Here is a 19190-nt window from a genome sequence, read left to right on the forward strand (position 1 = left end):
TTTTTCGTTACTGCGACCGGTCGACCAGCGCTTCGTCGAGCAGTTCGAGCGGGTGACGTATCTCGTAGCCGGTGCCGTGTTCCATCTGCATCGCGCAGGTCGGACATTCGGTCATCCCAGTCTCGCCGTCGGCACCCTCCATGTGCTCGAACATCTCCGCGCCGATCTCCATCGAGTAGTCGTACTTCTCCTCCTTCCAGCCGTAGGTGCCCGAAATCCCCGAACAGGAGTCACCGACGTCCTCGATGTCCACGCCGTCGAGGTCCGAGAACAGTTCGACGGCCTGCGTGTCGAGTCCCTGATTGCGGGCATGACACGGTGCGTGGTAGGCGAACTCGCTCCCTTCGACCGACGCCTCGTCGAGCGCATCCTCCAAGTCCTCGTGCAGGCGGAGGTACTCGACACCCTCGTAGGTGTGGGCAGCGACGTCCTCGATGCCATCGAGATCGAACAGTTCGGGGTACTCCTGGCCGAGCGCCATCGAACAGGAAGTACAAGAGGCGACGACGTCGGCTCCGTTCTCGATCGCTGCGGCGAGATTTTTCACGTTGGTCTCGGCGTGGCGGCGCGCGTCGCCGAGCATCCCGTTGGCGAACATCGGCGTGCCCGAACACTTCTGTGGCGGGACGAGGATCTCGTAGCCGAAGTTCTCGTAGACCCTGACCATCGCCTTGCCGACTTCGGGCGTGTTGAAATTCGAGTAACAGCCGTGGAAGTACGCGATCCGCTTGTCGGGATTTTCGACCCGTGCCCCGCCGCGGGCGGTCCACCACTCGCGGAAGGTGTGGTCGGCGAATTCGGGGAACTCGCGCTCGCTCGTCACGCCCATCGTTTTCTCCATCGCCCAGCGCGCCGGCCCGAAGTTCATGACGAAGTTCGCCACGCCCGGCGCGTAGGAGGCGAGCCACGCCGACGTGTGGTAGTTCGCGAGAATTCGATTTCTGAGACGCTCGACCAGTCCGTCCTGGCCCTCCCGAACGATCGAGAGCGCCTCTCGTGGACTGCCGTCGGCGAGCGCCGACAGCGCCTCCCGGCCGAACCGTTGATCTTCGACGTACTCGCCACGGGCGGTGTTGTGCATCTGGCTCAGCGGCACCGAGGAAGGGCAGGCGTCGTCACAGCGCATGCAGTTCGAACACGACGTGATCGAATCGTCGATCCCGTGGCCCTCCTTGCGCTTGAGCCGCCATTGCTCAGGCCCCTGGAACTTCGGGCCGGGGAACTCGTCGTCGACTTCGGCGACCGGGCAAGAAGTATCACATGTCGAACACTTGTAGCAGTCGTCCGCGCCCGGACGGAGATCCATTTCGGTCGTCTCGAAGACGTCTACCGGCTCGAACTCGTCGGCGTCGTGGGTTGGTGCGTCGCTCATGATTGAAACTCATCGCTGATTCGCCGCCGCGCCCGCTGCACGGCCGGCCGCGTGGCCGGTCGCGAGCGAGATGCCGCTGCCCGATTTCTCCGCCGCGAAATCCGCCCCGCCGAGGACACCCCCGACGGCGCGGAGGTTGTCGTACTCCACTTTCCCATCCGCATCGAGTGGTCGCAAGTCGTCGTCGACATTGACCCCGAAGCGCGCGAACGGGTGGTCGCCGAACGCCTCGTCGGTGAACCACTCGTATCGGTCGTCGGGATGGGGAACGTGACAGTCGAAGATCGGCTCGACGACTCTCTCGCGATTCGAGTCGATCCCTTTGCCGACCAATCCACCAGTGGCGAGCACGAACTCGTCGGCGTGGAAGGGGACCTGCCGGCCGTTGCGGTCGGTGGATACGCTTCGGACTCGCTCACCGTCCGCGTCGAAGTCCACGACCGGGTTGCCGGTCGTCCGACGGACGCCCGCCGAATCGAGCGCTTCCTGAAATAGCGCTTCGAGCCCCAATCCGAGCAGGCTCGGCGGTCCCATCGGCACCTCGAAGACGTCGACCCCGAGGGACGATTCGAGCGCCTTCCGGACTTCCTGGGACTCCTCCTCGCCGAGTATCGCCGGAAACCCGACCCGCTCTACGTCCCCGAGATGAGGCTCGACCGCTCGCGCGAGCGCGCGCCGTACCGGCGTCGGTCCGCTCGCGGTTTCGACGGGTTCGTCGTCATCGAGCGCGCGGGCGAAGCGCGTCACGCGCGAGTCGGCCCTGAAATCGCCCGGGAACGCGACGGTGACGCCTCGCGTCGTTCCTGGAACGCCGGCGGCAGCGAGGTGATCGGCCGCGAGCGGCGCGTCGAAGGCGGTCAGCGAATCGAACCCCACGAGCAGCGTTCTCCGACTTTGGCTCGCCAGTCCCGGGGCCACGCGCGTCGGGTAGCGCGCGGTCGGTTTCACGGTGCCGCCGTGGGTCGCCACGAGCGCGTTCGCGTCGGTGTGGCTTCCCCGGTAGGCGTCGCCGGTCACGTCGTCGAACAAGGACAGCCCCGCTCGCACGGCGTCGCTGCCGACTCGTCGATAGGGATGGCTTTCGGGGAGAGAGGCGAGCGCGTCGAACGGCTCGGCGACGAGTTCGCCGTCGGCGTAGCCGAGGATGTCGATAAGCCCGCTCGCGTGCCGGAGCGTGCTCTTCTTGTGCGAGAGCAGTCGCACCCGCGCACCCTCGCGGGCCGCCCGGAGCGCGGCCGTCATACCGGCGAGTCCGCCGCCGATCACGCAGACGTCGTCCTCAATCGCCACGCCTGCCCTCCTCGTCGTCGGTCTCTTCGCGCGCACCACCGTCACGACGACCGCCATCGGCTGCCGCTTCCGGCGTGGGACCGGCGTCGAAGCGCGCGTACTCGATCTCGTCCTCCGTGGCCGCCGGATCGCCGTCACGGTTCATCGTGGTCGCGTGGAGCGCGTGGTTCAACATTGCCTGGGAGAGCTGTTCGCCCCAGAGCGCGTGGCGCTGGCCCTTCCAGCGCTCCTCGTACAGTTCGTCGAGCGCAGTTCGTGTGGTCGCCTCGTCGTATGCGGGATGGAGCAGCGCGGCCATCCGGTGGGCACAGAATCCGCCCTGACAGTTGCCCATCGAGGCGCGGGTGCGGATGCGTGTCGCGTTCAGATCGGTGCCCGCATCGCTGATAGCATGGTCGAGTTCCGCACGCGTGACTGCCTCGCACGTACAGATGACGGGATTGGGACCATCGGTCTTCAGCACCTCGTCGGCCATGCTCCCGAGGCGTTCGGTGCTCCGGCGGCCGACCGGCGACCGAAGGCCAAATTCCTCCATGTAGTCACGAAGCACCGAAAAGTCATCGCTGCCCGGCAGTGGTTCGTCGGCAGTGTGACAGGTCGCCTCGACGCCGAGTTTCTCGCAGACGTGATTCGTGATTTGCTCGGCCATCAGCCGGTAGGTCGTGAGCTTGCCGCCCACGATACTCGTCATTCCCTCCAGACCGTCGCGCTCTGCGTGGTCGAGCAGGAAGAACTGCCGCGTGATGTCCGTCGGGTCGGTCGTGCCGGTGTCTGGTGGTTCGTAGAGCGGACGCACGCCCCAAAACGAGCGCAGGGTGCGAGCCTCCTTGAGGATGGGGACGAGTTCCGAGAGGGTGTCGATCATCGCGTCGACCTCCCACTGCTCTTCGGGATAGTCGTCGGGGTCCTCGACTTCTACATCAGTTGTCCCAAGGATGCAGGCGGTTTCGTGGGGTACGATGATGTCGGCGTCGCCCTTCGGCCGGCAGCGGTTGACGACGGTATCCACTTGCCGGGTGTTCATCACGGTCATCACACCCTTCGAGGGGCGGACCTCGACCTCGACGCCCGCCATCGCGCCCAACTGGCCGGCCCACGCGCCCGTCGCGTTCACCACGTGGTTGGCCTCGATGCGCTCGGTCGTGCCCGGTTCGTAGTGTGAGCGCTTGCCCGGCCCGCTCTCGTGGCGCACCTCCACACCTGTTACCCTACTATCCTCGACGAGCACGTCCGTGACCTCGGCGTGGGTCTCGATGCGTGCGCCGTGTTCCTCGGCGTCGGCGGCGTTCGCCACACAGAGTCGGAAGGGGTCGATGGCCCCGTCGGGTACTCGGATCGCGCGCTCGACGTCGCGGGTGAGATACGGCTCCATCGCTCGCGCTTCTTCGCCGGTGAGTACCTCGGCCGGAATGCCACAGGCCCGACAGCCGGCGAGCTTTTCTTCGAAGTAGTCGTCCGCGTCGTCGGCGAGCTGGACGAACAGCCCGCCGGTCATCTCGATCGTGTGGCCCGCAACCTCCCGAAGAATTCGGTTTTCGGCGATGCACTCGGCGGCGCTCTCCTGATCGGAGACCGCGTACCGTCCGCCGCTGTGGAGTAGGCCGTGCATCCGGCCGGTGGTGCCGTGGGTGAGGTTGCCGCGCTCGACCAGCGTGGCGTCGACCCCGCGCAGCGCGAGGTCGCGGACGATGCCACAGCCCGTCGAGCCGCCGCCGATCACGAGCACCTCGGTTTCGGTTGCCATCGGTTCGTGGAGTCATCGCACTCCACGCGCTTTATTTTATCGGTGGGTCGTTGCCAGTCGTAGCTAACAGCCGTCCAAGAGGACTCGAACGGCCGCCAGTCACCGAACTGATGGGTTCGTCGCAACGTTGGCTCCGCGCCACCCGTCGTCCGCAGAAGGCTTATCACTACATACGGTGATTTACGCCCGAACACGTGTCAGTAGTAACAGACGGCGGACGATGGTTCATCGTCGAAACGGGCGACGGCAGGCCGCCTCGTCGATACCGGTCCCGCGCGCTCGATGGCCGACGAACGGGTCGGTACGACGGGTAACACGATGGATCTCGCCGCCCGCATCCGACGGCGTCGGGAATCGGTCGCCGAGACGCGGGTCGTGCTCGACTACCACGCCATCAGCCCCGTCGCTCACGTCGACGAACCGACCAACCGGGGTACGGTGCTCGAACGCCTGTTGGACCACGCCGACCCGGTGTTCGACGGGCGACTCCCGCCGAACGCCTACGTCTGGGGACCGCCCGGGAGCGGGAAGTCGGCCGTCGTCACCGCGCTGTTCAGCCAACTCCGTCGCGTGGGGCCACTCTCGGATTCGGTGATCCACACGACGACCCGCGGCGGGACGAACGCGACGCCGTCGCTCGTCTACGTGGACGCGCGTCACGCGAACAGCGAGTTCGGTCTCTATCAGGCGGTTCTCGACGGGATGCTCGACGAATCGGTGCCCAAACACGGCGTCGGGACGGCGGCGCTCCGCTCGCGGCTGGCGGACACCCTCTCGGACGACCATCGGGTGCTCGTCGCGCTCGACCACGTCGACGAACCCGGCACGCGGTCGTTCGCGGCGACGGTGGAGGCGTTCGAGGGGATGGGGAGGTCGCTCTCGTGGCTCGCCATCGGCCGTCGACCGCCATCGGCGCTTTCGGTCGACGGGCCGCCCGAGCGCATCGAGGTGCCGGCCTACCGCGACCTCGCGCTGGTGGACGTCCTGACCGCCCGCGCGTCGGCGGGGATGGCCCGGCGCGCCATCGAGCACGAACAGCTCCGCCGTATCGCCGTCTGGAGCGACGGCAACGCCCACGACGCGCTCTGTGTGCTGTTCGCCGCGGCCGACGAGGCGGCGCTCGCGGACGTCTCGACGGTCCGCGAGCGCGACCTTCACGCCGGCATGGACGCCCTCCCGCAGCCGTCGGTCTCGCTCGGGCGTGTGTTCGCGCTCTCGGCGAACCGCCAGCGGGTACTGGCACGCCTCATCGACATCGACGACGACCAGCGCGCGTCAGTCGACGCCGCAGCCACCGCCGTCGCCGCCGCACCGGCCGTCGACCTCTCGGTGGGGACGGTGAAGCGACTGCTCTACGAACTCGCCGAGATCGGTATCGTCGAGCGGGTGACCGACGAGCGCTCGTCGAACGGTGCCGGGCGCTCGCCGAGCCGCCTCGAACCACGATTTCCGATCCACGTTTTCCGTCGGCTCCACGCCCTCTCGGACCGGTAGCACCCGCGGCTCGGCGTCGTCCGGGTCGAGGGAACGTCTGAACGACTGGTACCGCGACCTACGCAAGATTTATGTGGATAGACGATGCTGTTTACGGTCGGAACCATGTCAGTAGTAAAAACCGGCCGACGCAAGCGACGGACGGAGAGCGCGCGATGAGCGCCGAGACGTACGTCGGTGCCATCGACCAGGGTACCACCGGGACGCGCTTCATGGTGTTCGACCACGGTGGTGGGGTCGTCGCCAGCGCCTACGAGAAACACGAACAGTTCTATCCCGAACCGGGCTGGGTCGAACACGACCCGACGGAGATCTGGGAGAACACCAAGTCGGTCATCGCCGACGCGCTCGCGGCTGCCGACATCGACGCGAGCCAACTCGACGCCATCGGCGTCACCAACCAGCGCGAGACGACGCTGTTCTGGGACGGCGACTCCGGCCGGCCGCTGATGCGCGCGGTCGTCTGGCAGGACCGCCGGACCACCGACCGCATCGAGGAACTCGAAGCCGAGGGCAAGGCGGAGATGATCCAGTCGAAGACGGGTCTCGAACCCGATGCGTACTTCTCGGCGACGAAGGCCGAGTGGATCCTCGACAACGCCGACCCCATCAAGCTCCAGCGTTCGCGCCCACAGGACGTCCGCGAGCGCGCCGACGACGGCGAGATCCGCTTCGGTACCATCGACTCGTGGCTCATCGACAACCTCACCGGGAACCACATCACCGACGTGACGAACGCCTCCCGGACGATGCTGTTCAATATCCACGAGATGGACTGGGACGACGATCTCCTGGAGGAGTTTCGGGTGCCGCGCGCGTCGCTGCCGGAGGTCCGCCCGTCGAGCGACGAAAACCTCTACGGGACGACCGACGGGGATGGATTCCTCGGTGCCGAGGTGCCGGTCGCCGGTGCGCTCGGCGACCAGCAGGCCGCGCTGTTCGGCCAGACGTGTTTCGACCCCGGCGACGCGAAGAACACCTACGGAACGGGGTCGTTCTTCCTGCTCAACACAGGTGAAGAGGCCGTCGAGAGCGAGCACGGACTGCTGACCACGGTCGGCTTCCAGCGCTCGGGTGAGCCAGTCCAATACGCCCTCGAAGGCTCGATCTTCGTGACGGGCGCGGCCATCGAGTGGCTCGAAGACGTCGAACTCCTTGAGAACGCGATGGAGTCCGAATCGGTCGCCCGCAGCGTCGATTCCACGGACGGTGTCTATCTCGTGCCCGCGTTCACGGGACTCGGTGCACCCCACTGGGACGGCCGTGCGAGAGGCACCATCGTCGGGATGACCCGCGGCACCAGAAGGGAGCACATCGTCCGCGCGGCGCTCGAATCCATCGCCTTTCAGACCCGGGACGTCGCCGAGGCGATGGAGGCCGACGCCGACATCGAGATCAGTAGTTTGAAAGTCGATGGCGGTGCGGTGAAGAACAACTTCCTCTGTCAGCTCCAGGCGAACATCGTCGGCACCGACATCGTGCGTCCGGAGGTCGACGAGACCACGGCGCTCGGATCGGCCTACGCCGCCGGTCTCGCCGTCGGCTACTGGAACGACCCCGACGAACTGCGCGAGAACTGGCAGGTCGACCGCGAGTTCACGCCCGACGGGAGTGCCGACGTCGACGGCCGCTACGAGCGCTGGAGCGAGGCCGTCGAGCGCTCGCTCGACTGGGCACGGGAGGCCTGAATGCAGGCCCTACTCCAGATTCCAGTCATCGGTCTCGGCGTCGAGGAGTTCGCCCTACTGGCCATCGCCGCTCTCGCCGGCGGCGCGTTCGGGGCGGCCCTCGGCGCGCTCCCGGCGTTCATCTTCACCGGGTTCGCGGTCTTCCTCGGCGAGGGTCTCAATATCCTCCAGGGGGCGATCACCTCGAACGTCGGCGCCCTCGACGCGGGATCGCTCGGTGTCGACCTGACCGGTACGATCGGCTTTGGGATGGTCTTCGGCCCACACATCGCCTTCGCCGGCGGGGTGGCCGCCTCGGCGTACGCCGGCAAGAAGTATCCCGAGATGTCGCCCGCCGGGTGGGACTTTCACTTCGGGAAGAACATCCTGTACGCCTTCGGGACGAAACCCGACATCCTCGCGGTCGGTGCGGTCTTCGGTCTCGTGGGCATGCTCCTCAACCAGATCGCGAGCGGCATCGGCTTTCCGACCGACGGCATCGCGCTGTCGGTGTTCCTAACGGCGATGCTCGCACGCGTCGTCTTCGACTACCCGCTGATCGGCTCGCCGGCCGGCTCCTCGCTGTTCGACATGTCGCCGTTCGAGCGCGAGGAGGCGCGCTCGGTGGCCGACGGCGGGACCGGCGACATGCGACTGGCGACCGAACCGTGGCTGCCCCACCAGTACAAGTGGCCCGGTGTCGCGGTCATCGGCGTCGTCGGCGGGGCTCTCGGCGGTTACATCTGGATCGAGACTGGCAGCATCTTCCTCGGCTACGCCTTCTCGGCGATGAGCCTGCTCTTTCTCAATCTCGGCGTCGAGAAGATCCCCGTCACCCACCACATGACGCTGTTGGGTGCGGTCGGGGCCGTCGTCGCCACGGAGATGGTCGGCGGGCCGGTCGTCGCCATCCTCGGGGCCGCCCTCTTCGGCGGTCTCACCGGACTCCTCGGCGAGGCGACCCAGCGGGTCTTCTACTCGCACTCGGGCACGCACGTCGACCCGCCGGCGATGGCCATCGCGGCCGCCATGTTCGTCGTGGGCGTGCTCTACCTCATTGGACTTATCCCGACCTCGGGCTACCTCGGTCTCTAAAACCACCAATCCATGTCACACACACCAGAGCGACCGGAACTGTACGTCTGTACGAACTGTCAGAGCATTCACGCTGGGACCGTCTCGGGCGGTCCGGAGGACCACCAGTACGACGCGCCGGACGACTGTGCGGCCTGCGGAAGCACCGATTTCATCCGGATGGAGGACTACCCCCACTTCGGCTGAACGGCACTGCGAGACGAGCGGCCACCGCATCGCATTCTCATCACGATCTCGAACTCGTCATCGATCACCACTCATCCATCAGCGTCGGCGAAACCGTCGAACATCCCAGGATTGGCCCTCCAGACCACGCTTCGTGGACGAAGTACTGTAACTCGAATCGTCACAAAAGACTGATGCCGATCGAGAGCATAGCCCACACTCGACGAGTTACGAGACTCGCTCGGAGAATGGCCGATAATGAGTGACGCTCGACGAAACCGAACACGGGGGATCGAATCCACGACGACGGAGTGTCCGCTCTGTCGAGATCACGTCTCCGATGGTGTCTACCCACGCCACACGCTCGTTCTCCAGGACGAGAGCGACACCACGCGAAACCGGCGCATCGAGAGCCGCCTCTGTCCGTCGTGTTGGGAGGCGCTGTTCAGCAGCCTCTCGCCGGTGAACCCGTGAGTCGCTACTCACCCGTCCGGTCGAAACACCGGGGATGATTCGATGGTCGAAACACACCCACGAGAGATAGCCGTCACCCAACTCGAACAGTTGGGACTCACCGAGTACGAGGCGAGTACGTTCGTCGCGCTCGTCCGACTCGGAACGGGCACTGCCAAGGACATCGCCGACATCGACCACGTTCCGCGGACGCGCGTCTACGACGCCGTCGAATCGCTCCACGACCGCGGTCTCGTCGACGTCCAGCACTCGACGCCACAGACGTTTACTACCGTCTCCCACGAGACCGCCCTCCGCAAACTCCGCCTCGACCACGAGAACCTCATCAATCGTCTCGACACGGCGCTCGCCCAACTCGATCCCGCCGAGCCACACCGCGAGGAACTCGGCGTCTGGACCACCATCGGCCGGGAGGCGATCGCCAGCCGAGTCGTAGAATTCATCGACGACACCGACGACGAACTCGTCTTCATGACCGTCGACGACCTGCTTACCGAGACCCACCTCGATCAGTTGGCGACCGCCGCCGAGAGGGGCGTCGAGATCCACCTCACGGGCATCTCCGAACCGGTACAACACCGCCTCGAAGAGCGCGTCCCCGAAGCGACGCTGTTCGAGACGCTCTGGGACTGGGAGGAGGCCTCGGCCGGCAGCCTCCTCGTCACCGACGAGCAGACCGCACTCGTGAGCGTGTTGTTGCCCAAATCGAACGACGGCACCGAGGAGACGGCCATCTGGGGAACGGGCGAGTACAACAGTCTCGTGGTCGTCCTCCGGGCCATCTTCACCTGGCGCTTCCAGCACGAAGACGACGAGTGAACATCGTGGGAATACCGCTCACCGAGGAAGGCGATCCTTCGATAGGGATCCAGCTCTGAAAACGCCACACGTCGTGGCTTGCCGGGTACTGGCCGCTCGTCTTCATACCCATTTCACTCCCTTCCATCACTCAACTATTGAGTCGTTCAATCGGTCGGAACGGCGCTCGCACAGGGCGGGCGACATCGCGTGTCCGTGAGTCGGGACGACGGGCCGTGGGCCGACTCGCCCGGTCGAGGGGTATTCATAAACAATCAGTCGATAATCGGTACCGTTCCCGGGATTCGCCGACCGCCGACCCAGTTGCGAGCCGACGATCGCCGCAGAACTGCCCGGCGGTCACGCCGGAACCGCCGAGAGCAACTCGCCGACCACGCTCGGTAGTTTCTCGATGTCCGTCTCCCGTAGGCGCTCGTCACCCACCAGCAAGCGCAATCGCGGACGTCCGACGTCGATCGGCACCTTCTCGGTCTCGATCAGCCCCTGCTCTTCGAGGCGGGTCTTCGTCCGCGAGAACGTCGCCTTGCTCGCCACGCCCGTGTCCTCGCCCCAGTGCGAAATGTCGTACAGCAGTTTCTCGTGTCTGGCCGCCACCAGCAGGCTCACCCCCACTTCGTTCAGAACGGTCGCATCGCGCGTGCTCCCGAGCGTGTCCAGCACTGTCCGGTAGTCCGATTCGACGGCCGAACCGAACTCCTCGCCGAGCGATTCCAGCACACGCGAGCGCGCCGGCGTCCGCAGACCGAACTCCTCGCTGCTCTCCCACGCGCGGCTCCAGCGCTCGCGTGCCGCTCCGACGAACTCCCCGTCGTCGGTTCCGAGCGTCCCGACGAGACCGTCCGGTGTGAGAAGCGACAGTACCGTCTCGTCGGTCACCAACAGCGTGTTCGCCAAGCGCTCGCTCGCCGCCCGCAGTTTCAGTACATCCGCATCGACCAACTCCGCCGTCGCGCTCGCCAGCACGAAATCCTCCCGGAGCCACTTCAGGACGTCCTCACGAACGAGCAAGCGTACCGTCGGTGGCTCCTCGCTCTCGGCGAGTACCTCGACGAGTCGGCTCGTCGCTCGTTCGTCGAGGTTGACCGCGAGTAGCTCCCCACTCGTCTCGTCGACGATCACCCGCAGGCTCTCGGTGACGGACGTTCCCACACGGAGTGATGCTGTGGTCATGTATCAAGAGGAGACAGTGAATCTATATGCCTATTGAGTGATTATCTTATCAATTCGTCTCGGATACGAGGTATTCGAGAACCACATCCGACCGTCCTTACTGGTCGTTCCGCACGGCCAGTTCGATACGGTCGGCCGGCGTGGCGAGCGGGATGTCCCGAAGGCCGGCGACGGCATCGAGAAAACAGGTCCGGTAGCTCGCGGGACCGGCGTGTTCGCCGAACGCGCCGTCGGCGGCCGCCTCGCCGGCCAACCCGAACGCGAGCGTGCCGGCGAGCGCCGCCCGTTCGTCGTCGAGCGCGGCCGCGAACACCGCGAGCGTCATCCCGAGCATGCAGCCGGTGCCGACGACCGCTCCCAGTAGTTCGTCGCCGCTATGGACCTCGAACGCCGCATCGGCGGTCGCGACGACGTCGACCGCGCCGGAGGCGACCACGACGCTGTCGGTCTCGCGTGCGCAGGTGATGGCCGTCTCGGCGATCTCCCCATATTCACCGACTGATTCGACGCCGCGGACGGTCGCGTCTTCGCCCGCCAGCGCCGACACCTCGCCGTAGTTGCCGCTGACGATGCTCACGTCGAGATCGGTCGTCAGGCGTTCGGCCACGCGGTCTCGGACCGCAGTCGACCCGACGCCGACCGGGTCGATCACGACCGGCGTGCCGGCCTCGTTCGCGGCCTCGCCGGCGGTCATCATCGCGCGCTCGCCGCGCTCGCTCACCGTCCCCATGTTGAGCAAGCAAGCGTCCGCACCCGCGACCATCTCGCCGACCTCGCGCTCGTCGTCGGACATCACGGGCAAGCCGCCCCAGTGGAGGGCGACGTTCGCCACGTCATTGACCGTCACCTCGTTGGTGAGCGCGTTCACGAGGGGTTGGGTCTCGGCGACCGCATCCATAGTATCGGCGAGGTCAAGTCCGTCGAGCGCGCTCATCGAGTCACCCCCTCGACTGTGTCGGCGAGCCGTCGCGTCGCGGCTGTCGGATCGTCGGCGGCGGTGATCGCGGAGATGACCGCCACGCCGTCCGCGCCGGCGGCGACGACCTCGCTGGCGTTGTCGGCCGTGACGCCACCGATACCGACGATGGGGATGTCGACGGCGTCGGCGATTTCGGCGACGGTCTCGGTGCCGATCTCCGTCTCCGACTCCGAGACGTCCTTCGAGGTCGTCGCGTAGACCGCGCCGACGCCCAGATAGTCCGCACCCGCGCGCTCGGCGGCCTTTGCGGCTTCGACCGTCGAGACCGAGCGGCCGATACAGCGCTCCGGCCCGAGCACGTCGCGGGCGGCGGGGATCGGGAGATCGTCGTCGCCCAGATGGACGCCATCGGCGTCGACGGCGACCGCGAGGTCGGCTCGGTCGTTGACGATGAAGGTGACGCCGGCGGCCCGCGTCCGCTCGCGGAGGGCCCTGGCGAGGTCGTAGCGTTCGCGGACGGTCGCGTGTTTCTCGCGCAGTTGGACGGCCGTCACCCCGCCCTCGATGGCCGCCGCGACCGTCTCCTCGGTCGAACGGCCGCGCGAACGGTCCGCCTGCGTCACGAGATACGCGCCGGAGACATTCATGAGTTGTATGTGTGGGTGGTGCAGGGGAGTGATAGGGATGTCGGTCGTCGATAGTTCCTCACACTCTCCTCTCGGGCGTCATCGAAGACGGACGAACGAGCGATCACAGGAATTGTCAACGGTCAATGATCGTATTTCATTCATCGACAATAGCAACGTATATAATCGACCAGCGCGAACGTCTCGATGTTGAAGTTTCGTGCGTCAAACCCCGTTCGATTAGTCGTCCTGTACATTGGCCGCGTGCTCGTCCGTGCCGGTCTGCTCGAACCCGAGCGAGCGCGCCGCACCACCGACCTCGCGTGGCCACGCATCATCACCGGTATCGCCCGGATGTCGAAAAACGCCGTCGACATCGCCATGATCGGCGTCGCGCTCGGCCCGATCGCCATCGCCGGCGTCGGCTTCGCCAGTCCCTACTGGGGCTTTGCCTTCGCCATCGGCGGCGGCATCGCCGCCGGCACCATCGCGCTGGTCTCACAGCGCCACGGGGCCGAGCGCTTCGGCGAGATTAACCGGGCCGTGCGGTCGAGCGTCGCCGTCGTGATCGCGCTCACGCTGCCGGTCGTCGCGGTCTGCTGGCTCTTCGCCACTCCGCTGGTCTCACTGCTCGGTGACGACCCCGCAGCCATCGCCTTCGGCGCGGACTACCTCAAGGTCGTCTCGCTCGGCATCCCCTTCGCGGCGCTGAACCTCATCGGGAGCCGCGTGTTCATCGGCGTCGACGACGCCCGCACGCCAATGGTCCTGCGCACCGCCGGCGCGGTCGCGAACGCCGCTCTCAACGCAGTCTTGATATTCGGTCTCGACCTCGGCGTCGTCGGCGCGGCGCTTGGAACCGTGATATCGAGTGCAGCCGTGACCGGCGCGTTCACCGTCGGCCTCGTCAGGGGTCGTCTGCCCGGTCTGCGCACGCTCCCCATCCAGATCAACCCGTGGGGGGACTACCTCGGCAGCGACGTCCGCCACGTCGTCTCCATCGGCACGCCCGTCATCGGCCGCGAACTCGTCTTCACCGTGGCGGAGTTCCCAATGCTCGTCATCGTCGCGCTGTTCGGCAGCGACGTCGTCGCCGCCTACGTCATCGCGCGGCGGGTCTGGGGGCTGATGAACACGCCCGGCTGGGGCTTCGGGCTCGCAGCCTCCAGCCTCGTCGGTCAGGAACTCGGTAGTGGTCACGAGGAGACCGCCGAAGCCTACGGCCGCGAGATCGTCCGGTTCGCGGTCGCGGTCTATCTGGTCTCGGCGGGGCTGGTCTTCGTCTTCGTCGACGAGATCGTCGCCGCGTTCGTCGGCGACCCCACCTCGTCGGTGGTCCCAGTAGCAGTCTCGCTGGTTTCGGCGGCCTGTGTCGCCATCGTCCTCCGTGGGGTCTCCGGCGCGGCCGCCGGTCCGCTCGACGCGAGCGGCGACACCAACTGGACGTTCTACAGCCAGCTGCTGGGACTGTTCGGCGTCGCCATCCCGATCGCCTACGTCGGGGCGACGACCTCGCTCGGTCTCTACGGCCTCTATCTGGCCTTCCTCGCCGAGACGACCATCCCGGCCGTACTCAACTACTACCGCTTCAGCAGCGAGAAGTGGAAGCAGGTGAGTCGGCGCTATCGCTCCGACGCCCCCGCCTGAACCGTCCAGCGGCCCCTCGGCCACGGAAACTATTGCAACCCAAAGAAATATTCACCCGACGCAAACTCCGATTCGGATGGCTTTATATCCATCCAGCCTGTAGCAAATCGTAGATAGCGATGGCAGAAGACGACCCGAAACACGGCATGGGCGAACCGGACTACGAGAAAGATGACCCCGACCGCGAGACGCTGACGACGAACTCGGGCGAACCGGTCCCCGACAACCAGAACAGCCGCAGCGCCGGGCCAGAGGGACCCCTCCTGATGGAGGATTATCACTACTTCGAGAAGATGGCCCAGTTCAACCGCGAGGAGATCCCCGAACGGATCGTCCACGCGAAGGGCGGCGGCGCGTTCGGGACGTTCACCGTTACGAACGACGTGCTCAGCGACTACACGATGGCCGACTTCCTCACCGAGGAGGGCAAAGAGACCGACATGGTCGCGCGCTTCTCGACGGTCGCCGGGTCGCGCGGCGCGCCCGACACGGTGCGCGACCCGCGCGGGTTCGCGCTGAAGTTCTACACCGAGGAGGGCAACTGGGACATGGTTGGCAACAATACTCCCGTGTTCTTCATCCGCGACGCCTCGAAGTTCTCCGATTTCATCCACACACAGAAAGAAGTCCCCAAGAACGGGCTGAACGACCCGACGCCACAGTGGGACTTTTGGTCGCTCTCGCCGGAGTCACTCCACCAGATCACCACCCTGTACAGCGAGCGCGGTATTCCCGCCTCGTGGCGCACGATGAACGGCTATTCGAGCCACACGCTCTCGCTCTATAATGACGAGGGCGAACGCTACTGGGTGCACTTCCAGTTCAAGACCGATCAGGGGATCGAGAACCTCGATCCCGACGAGGCGACGCGACTCGCCGGCGAGAACCCCCACTACCACCGCGAGGACCTCTGGGAGGCCATCGAGGAGGGGAACTACCCGACGTGGACGCTCAAGGTCCAGATCATGCCCGAAGAGGAAGCCGAAGAGGTCGACTACAACCCCTTCGACATCACTCGTGTCTGGCCTCACGACGACTACCCGTTGGTCGAGGTCGGCAAGATGGAACTCAACGAGAACCCCGACAACTTCTTCCAGGACATCGAGGAGTCGGCGTTCTCGCCGGCCCACACGGTGCCGGGAATCGCTCACAGCCCGGACAAGATGCTCCAGGGACGCATCCCCTCCTACGACGACGCCCACCGTTACCGCATCGGCACGAACTTCGAAAACATTCCCGTGAACCGGCCGAAGAACGCCGAGGTGAACAACTACCACCAGAACGGCACGCTGCGTTCGGACGGCAACAACGACGGTGGGCCGAACTACGAACCGAACAGCTTCGGCGGTCCCGTCGAAAAGCCCGAAGTCGAGCAGCCGCCGCTCCGCATCGAGGGCGACGCCGACCGGTACGAGGCCGCCGAGCGCATCGACAACTTCAAACAGCCCGGTGATATGTTCCGCGACGTGATGGACGACGAACAGAAAGAGCATCTGATGGACAACTTCGCCGACGACATGGAGCCCGTCGACGAGGAAATCCAGCAGCGCCAGCTCGAACACTTCTACAAGGCCGACCCGCGCTGGGGACGCGGCGTCGCCGACCGCCTCGGCATCGACATCGAGGAAGCCATCGACGGTGAACTGCTCGCGCTCGACGACGAGGAGGTCGCCCACGCGCCGGTCGTCGCCGAACTGCTCGACTAGTCCCGCGACCCGGTTCTTCTCGTTTTCTCTGCTTTCAATACCGACATCCGAGCGGACGGCTCCCGCGACTACAGCCCGGTCGGACAGTCAACGAACGTCGTTTCGACCCCCCACTCCTCGACGAGCGACTGGAGCGAGCGCACGCCGTAGGTCTCGGTCGCGTAGTGCCCCGCCAGAAAGACGTGGACGCCGGCCTCGCGCGCCTCGTGGTAGAGCTTCTGTTTGCCCTCGCCGGTGACGAACGCATCCGCACCTTCCTCGACGGCCTCACCGAACCAGTCGGCGGCGGCCCCGGTGGCGATGGCGACGTCCTCGATTTCGTCGGGGCCGAATTCGAGCGCCGTCACGCCGTTCTGAGGAGTACATTCATCCGCGAGGCGCTCGCGGAGTTCGTCGGGCGAAAAGCCCGCTGCTCGCCCCGACTGACCGATGTGTTCGTCGCCGAGCGTACCGAACGGCTCGCGATCGTCGAGCGCGAGCGCGTCGGCGACGCCGGCGGCGTTGCCGAGTTCCTGGTGGCCATCGAGCGGAATGTGGGAGACATACAGCGCCATGTCGTGCTCGAAGAAGGTCGCGAGTCGATCGTGGATGGTGCCGGTCGCACGCTCGAACTCGCCCCAGAACAGTCCGTGGTGGGCCACGAGCGCGTCCGCGCCCGCCTCGGCGGCGCGCTCGGCGGTTTCGATCGCAGCATCGACCGCGAAGGCGGCGTGGTCGATCTCGTCCGGGCCGGCGACCTGGAGGCCGTTGGCGCTCGCGTCGAGGTCGGCGTAGGCGTCGGTGCGGAGGCGGTCGTCGAGGCGCTTGACGAACGTTTCGGTGTCCATAACGGGTGTTCACCCGCCGGGGCCAAGAACGCTGGTGTCTATTCTGATTCGGTATCTCCGGGTGCGAGCCGCCCGACCCACGACAGCGCCTCCTCGACGTCGGTCTGGGGCGGCGAGCAGGTGAACGACCGACAGACGTACGCCGTCGGCTCGTCGTCCTGCCATGTACGGTCGGCCCATATCGGCGGCGTTTCGTCGAGCGAGAGCCGGTCGAGCCACTCGTTGAGGTCCCCCTCGGTAGGTGGCCGATGGGCGAGCAGCCGGTGGGGGAGGTATGCACGTCCGATGCGCTCACGCCATTCCGTGGGGAGGTCGTCGGCGACGACCGTGAATTCGAGCGAGCCAGCGGTGTGGCGGTCGGCCGCGAGCGCGAGCGACGCACGCCGGAGCGGGCTCGCCTCGATCGACTCGGCGTGAGTTTCGAGCACCGTCTCGGCGACCGCTTCGAACTCCTCGCCGGGTGCGAAGTGTGAGAGCGCCAGCAGCGTGTCGACGGCCACGCCAGTACTGGAAGGCGTCGACTGGTCGTCGAGCTCCTGCGGGCGCGCGACAAGCGACTCCCCGCTCTGTGGCGTGAAATACAGCGTTCCCTCCTCGCTGTCGAAAAATTCAGTCACGATAGCACGCCCGAGGTCGAGCGCGAATTCCAGATGTGCGACCTCGCCGGTGGTCTCGTAGCAGTTCAGCGCACCGCGCGCGAGGAAGGCGTAGTCTTCGAGATAGCCGTCGATTTTGACCTCTCCATCCTTGTATCGTCGTGCAAGTCGTTTTTCGTCGTCGTTCCAGAGCTGCTCGCGGATGAACCCGAGCGCCGCGACGGCCGTCTCGCCGTAGGTCGTATCGAGTGCGAGACCGGCCTCGGCGAACGCCGAAATCATCAATCCGTTCCAGCCCGCCAGAATCTTCTCGTCGCGGAGCGGACGCGGGCGCTCGGCCCGCGCCGCGAAGACCGCCTCGCGGGCGCGTTCGAGTTCGGCCTCGATTTCCTCCGTGGTCGTTTCGTGCTCGTCGGCCAGTTCCTCGACGTCGCCGCTGAGCGTCAACACCGTCTTTCCGCCCTCGAAGTTGCCCGTCTCGGTCACGCCGTACCGTTCGCAGAACAGTTCGGCGGCGAACTCGTCGTCCACGGTGTCGTGGATTCCCTCGGGTGTCCAGACGTAGAAGGCACCCTCCTCGCGCTCGCCGGATGCGTCCTCGCTTTGGGCGTCGAGCGTGCTGAAGAATCCGCCATCGGGATGGCGCAGTTCGCGCTCGACGAAGCCGAGCGTCTCGCGGGCGATTTCCGCGTAGCGCTGCTCGCCGGTGAGACGATAGCCCGCAAGGTAGGCACGAGTGAGTTCGGCGTTGTCGTAGAGCATCTTCTCGAAGTGGGGCACCGTCCACTCGCGGTCGGTCACATACCGATGGAAGCCGCCGCCGGCGTGGTCGCGCAGCCCTCCCTCACCCATCGCGTCGAGCGCCTCGCGGGCGACCTCACCGAAGACCTCCCTGCCGGTGCGCTCGTGGGCCTGCATGAGGAGATGAAGCCGCCCGGTCTGAGGGAACTTCTGACCGCGGCCGAATCCCCCATACTCGCGGTCGGCGTTGCTGACCGCGCGCTGAGCAGCGGTTTCGAGTATTCCGTCCTCTATCTCGCCCGGCGTTTCGGGTGTGTCCTCCAACTCGCCGGCCATCGCGTCGGCCCACTGGTCGGCCCGGCTCTCGATGTCCTCGCGCTCGTTCTCCCACGAGTCGGCGATGTTCTCGATGAGGTCGAGAAAGCCCGGCTGGCCGCGTTTCGATTCACGGGGGAAGTACGTGCCCACGTAGAAGGGGCGGCCGTCGGGCGTGAGCCAGACCGACAGCGGCCAGCCACCCCGCCCGGTGACCATCCCGCACACGGTTTGATAGAGTCTGTCGAGATCGGGCCGCTCCTCGCGATCGACTTTGATCGGAACGAAGTCGTCGTTAAGCCGTTCGGCCACTTCCCCACTCTCGAAACTCTCGTCGGCCATAACGTGACACCAGTGACACGCCGAATAGCCGATCGAGAGAAAGATGGGGGCGTCGCGTTCGCGGGCCGCGTTGAGCGCGTCGTCGTCCCACGGCTGCCAGTTGACGGGGTTGTCGGCGTGCTGGCGGAGATAGGGACTCGCCTCCTCGTCGAGCCGATTGCGGCTGGTGCTCATGGGTCCG

At 66.1% G+C, this 19190-nt stretch carries 16 protein-coding genes; 8 read left to right on the plus strand and 8 right to left on the minus strand.

Translation table 11 applies throughout. From position 1 onward, the window contains the following. Nucleotides 1–7 precede the first annotated feature (7 nt). From ACP97_RS07010 to glpA, 3 genes are read right to left on the minus strand one after another with little or no spacing between them, the layout of a single operon-like run. A complete protein-coding gene (locus ACP97_RS07010) occupies nucleotides 8–1372 on the minus strand; it encodes an anaerobic glycerol-3-phosphate dehydrogenase subunit C (protein ID WP_049997124.1) in 1365 nt (454 codons plus the stop codon). Nucleotides 1373–1381: 9 nt separating this feature from the next. After that, nucleotides 1382–2662 carry a glycerol-3-phosphate dehydrogenase subunit GlpB gene (gene glpB, locus ACP97_RS07015; protein ID WP_049997171.1) on the minus strand — a complete coding sequence of 427 codons (1281 nt, stop codon included), beginning with the start codon at nucleotides 2660–2662 and terminating at the stop codon, nucleotides 1382–1384. Next, nucleotides 2652–4406, minus strand: a complete 1755-nt coding sequence (glpA, locus tag ACP97_RS07020; RefSeq protein WP_049997125.1) for an anaerobic glycerol-3-phosphate dehydrogenase subunit GlpA — start codon at nucleotides 4404–4406, stop codon at nucleotides 2652–2654. The genes glpB and glpA overlap by 11 nt, the downstream gene beginning before the upstream one ends. 318 nt (nucleotides 4407–4724) lie before the next feature. On the opposite strand from glpA, the gene ACP97_RS07025 reads away from it, so the two are divergent. From ACP97_RS07025 to ACP97_RS07045, 6 genes are all read left to right on the plus strand, one after another. After that, nucleotides 4725–5900 carry a Cdc6/Cdc18 family protein gene (locus ACP97_RS07025; RefSeq protein ID WP_049997172.1) on the plus strand — a complete coding sequence of 392 codons (1176 nt, stop codon included), beginning with the start codon at nucleotides 4725–4727 and terminating at the stop codon, nucleotides 5898–5900. A gap of 155 nt (nucleotides 5901–6055) precedes the next feature. Beyond that, on the plus strand, nucleotides 6056–7588 hold the full coding sequence (gene glpK, locus ACP97_RS07030) for a glycerol kinase GlpK (RefSeq protein WP_049997126.1): 1533 nt from the start codon (nucleotides 6056–6058) through the stop codon (nucleotides 7586–7588). Beyond that, the gene (locus tag ACP97_RS07035) at nucleotides 7589–8662 is read left to right on the plus strand and encodes a hypothetical protein (RefSeq protein ID WP_049997127.1); all 1074 of its coding nucleotides are present in this window, start codon (nucleotides 7589–7591) and stop codon (nucleotides 8660–8662) included. Nucleotides 8663–8674: 12 nt separating this feature from the next. Beyond that, the gene (locus tag ACP97_RS20380; RefSeq protein ID WP_202593578.1) at nucleotides 8675–8848 is read left to right on the plus strand and encodes a hypothetical protein; all 174 of its coding nucleotides are present in this window, start codon (nucleotides 8675–8677) and stop codon (nucleotides 8846–8848) included. Between the two features lie 237 nt (nucleotides 8849–9085). Beyond that, nucleotides 9086–9301: a hypothetical protein gene (locus ACP97_RS07040; protein WP_049997128.1), complete on the plus strand. Its 216-nt coding sequence runs from the start codon at nucleotides 9086–9088 to the stop codon at nucleotides 9299–9301. 42 nt (nucleotides 9302–9343) lie between these two features. Further along, nucleotides 9344–10120 (plus strand): TrmB family transcriptional regulator, encoded by a 777-nt coding sequence (locus tag ACP97_RS07045; RefSeq protein ID WP_049997129.1) that lies wholly within the window; start codon nucleotides 9344–9346, stop codon nucleotides 10118–10120. A 339-nt stretch (nucleotides 10121–10459) separates the two neighbouring features. Here ACP97_RS07045 and tbsP read toward each other — a convergent pair whose 3' ends face one another. From tbsP to thiE, 3 genes are all read right to left on the minus strand, one after another. After that, entirely contained in the window at nucleotides 10460–11290 is an 831-nt protein-coding gene (gene tbsP, locus ACP97_RS07050) for a transcriptional regulator TbsP (protein WP_049997130.1), read from the minus strand. Between the two features lie 97 nt (nucleotides 11291–11387). Continuing rightward, a complete protein-coding gene (gene thiM / locus ACP97_RS07055) occupies nucleotides 11388–12224 on the minus strand; it encodes a hydroxyethylthiazole kinase (protein ID WP_049997131.1) in 837 nt (278 codons plus the stop codon). Next, on the minus strand, nucleotides 12221–12856 hold the full coding sequence (gene thiE / locus ACP97_RS07060) for a thiamine phosphate synthase (RefSeq protein WP_049997132.1): 636 nt from the start codon (nucleotides 12854–12856) through the stop codon (nucleotides 12221–12223). Before thiE ends, thiM begins: the two co-directional genes overlap by 4 nt. A 186-nt stretch (nucleotides 12857–13042) precedes the next feature. On the opposite strand from thiE, the gene ACP97_RS07065 reads away from it, so the two are divergent. Both ACP97_RS07065 and ACP97_RS07070 read left to right on the plus strand, forming a co-directional pair. Further along, a complete protein-coding gene (locus ACP97_RS07065; RefSeq protein ID WP_079977584.1) occupies nucleotides 13043–14482 on the plus strand; it encodes an MATE family efflux transporter in 1440 nt (479 codons plus the stop codon). Between the two features lie 119 nt (nucleotides 14483–14601). Then, nucleotides 14602–16188 carry a catalase gene (locus tag ACP97_RS07070; RefSeq protein WP_272913436.1) on the plus strand — a complete coding sequence of 529 codons (1587 nt, stop codon included), beginning with the start codon at nucleotides 14602–14604 and terminating at the stop codon, nucleotides 16186–16188. Nucleotides 16189–16256: 68 nt separating this feature from the next. On the opposite strand, the gene ACP97_RS07075 is transcribed toward ACP97_RS07070, so the two are convergent. After that, nucleotides 16257–17015, minus strand: a complete 759-nt coding sequence (locus ACP97_RS07075; RefSeq protein ID WP_049997134.1) for a Nif3-like dinuclear metal center hexameric protein — start codon at nucleotides 17013–17015, stop codon at nucleotides 16257–16259. 38 nt (nucleotides 17016–17053) lie between these two features. Beyond that, complete coding sequence (locus ACP97_RS07080; RefSeq protein ID WP_049997135.1) at nucleotides 17054–19183, minus strand: thioredoxin domain-containing protein; 2130 nt, start codon at nucleotides 19181–19183, stop codon at nucleotides 17054–17056. Between the last annotated feature and the right edge of the window lie 7 nt (nucleotides 19184–19190).

It is taken from the genome of Halococcus sediminicola, from assembly GCF_000755245.1.
In the GTDB taxonomy this organism is placed as follows: Archaea; Halobacteriota; Halobacteria; order Halobacteriales; family Halococcaceae; genus Halococcus; species Halococcus sediminicola.

Excerpts from the sequence above, each read along its gene's own strand:
- ACP97_RS07010 (WP_049997124.1), bottom strand. The coding sequence starts at position 1,372 with ATGAGCGACGCACCAACCCACGACGCCGACGAGTTCGAGCCGGTAGAC.
- glpA (WP_049997125.1), bottom strand. The coding sequence starts at position 4,406 with ATGGCAACCGAAACCGAGGTGCTCGTGATCGGCGGCGGCTCGACGGGC.
- ACP97_RS07025 (WP_049997172.1), top strand. The coding sequence starts at position 4,725 with ATGGATCTCGCCGCCCGCATCCGACGGCGTCGGGAATCGGTCGCCGAG.
- glpK (WP_049997126.1), top strand. The coding sequence starts at position 6,056 with ATGAGCGCCGAGACGTACGTCGGTGCCATCGACCAGGGTACCACCGGG.
- ACP97_RS07035 (WP_049997127.1), top strand. The coding sequence starts at position 7,589 with ATGCAGGCCCTACTCCAGATTCCAGTCATCGGTCTCGGCGTCGAGGAG.
- ACP97_RS20380 (WP_202593578.1), top strand. The coding sequence starts at position 8,675 with ATGTCACACACACCAGAGCGACCGGAACTGTACGTCTGTACGAACTGT.
- ACP97_RS07040 (WP_049997128.1), top strand. The coding sequence starts at position 9,086 with ATGAGTGACGCTCGACGAAACCGAACACGGGGGATCGAATCCACGACG.
- ACP97_RS07045 (WP_049997129.1), top strand. The coding sequence starts at position 9,344 with ATGGTCGAAACACACCCACGAGAGATAGCCGTCACCCAACTCGAACAG.
- tbsP (WP_049997130.1), bottom strand. The coding sequence starts at position 11,290 with ATGACCACAGCATCACTCCGTGTGGGAACGTCCGTCACCGAGAGCCTG.
- thiM (WP_049997131.1), bottom strand. The coding sequence starts at position 12,224 with ATGAGCGCGCTCGACGGACTTGACCTCGCCGATACTATGGATGCGGTC.
- thiE (WP_049997132.1), bottom strand. The coding sequence starts at position 12,856 with ATGAATGTCTCCGGCGCGTATCTCGTGACGCAGGCGGACCGTTCGCGC.
- ACP97_RS07065 (WP_079977584.1), top strand. The coding sequence starts at position 13,043 with ATGTTGAAGTTTCGTGCGTCAAACCCCGTTCGATTAGTCGTCCTGTAC.
- ACP97_RS07070 (WP_272913436.1), top strand. The coding sequence starts at position 14,602 with ATGGCAGAAGACGACCCGAAACACGGCATGGGCGAACCGGACTACGAG.
- ACP97_RS07075 (WP_049997134.1), bottom strand. The coding sequence starts at position 17,015 with ATGGACACCGAAACGTTCGTCAAGCGCCTCGACGACCGCCTCCGCACC.
- ACP97_RS07080 (WP_049997135.1), bottom strand. The coding sequence starts at position 19,183 with ATGAGCACCAGCCGCAATCGGCTCGACGAGGAGGCGAGTCCCTATCTC.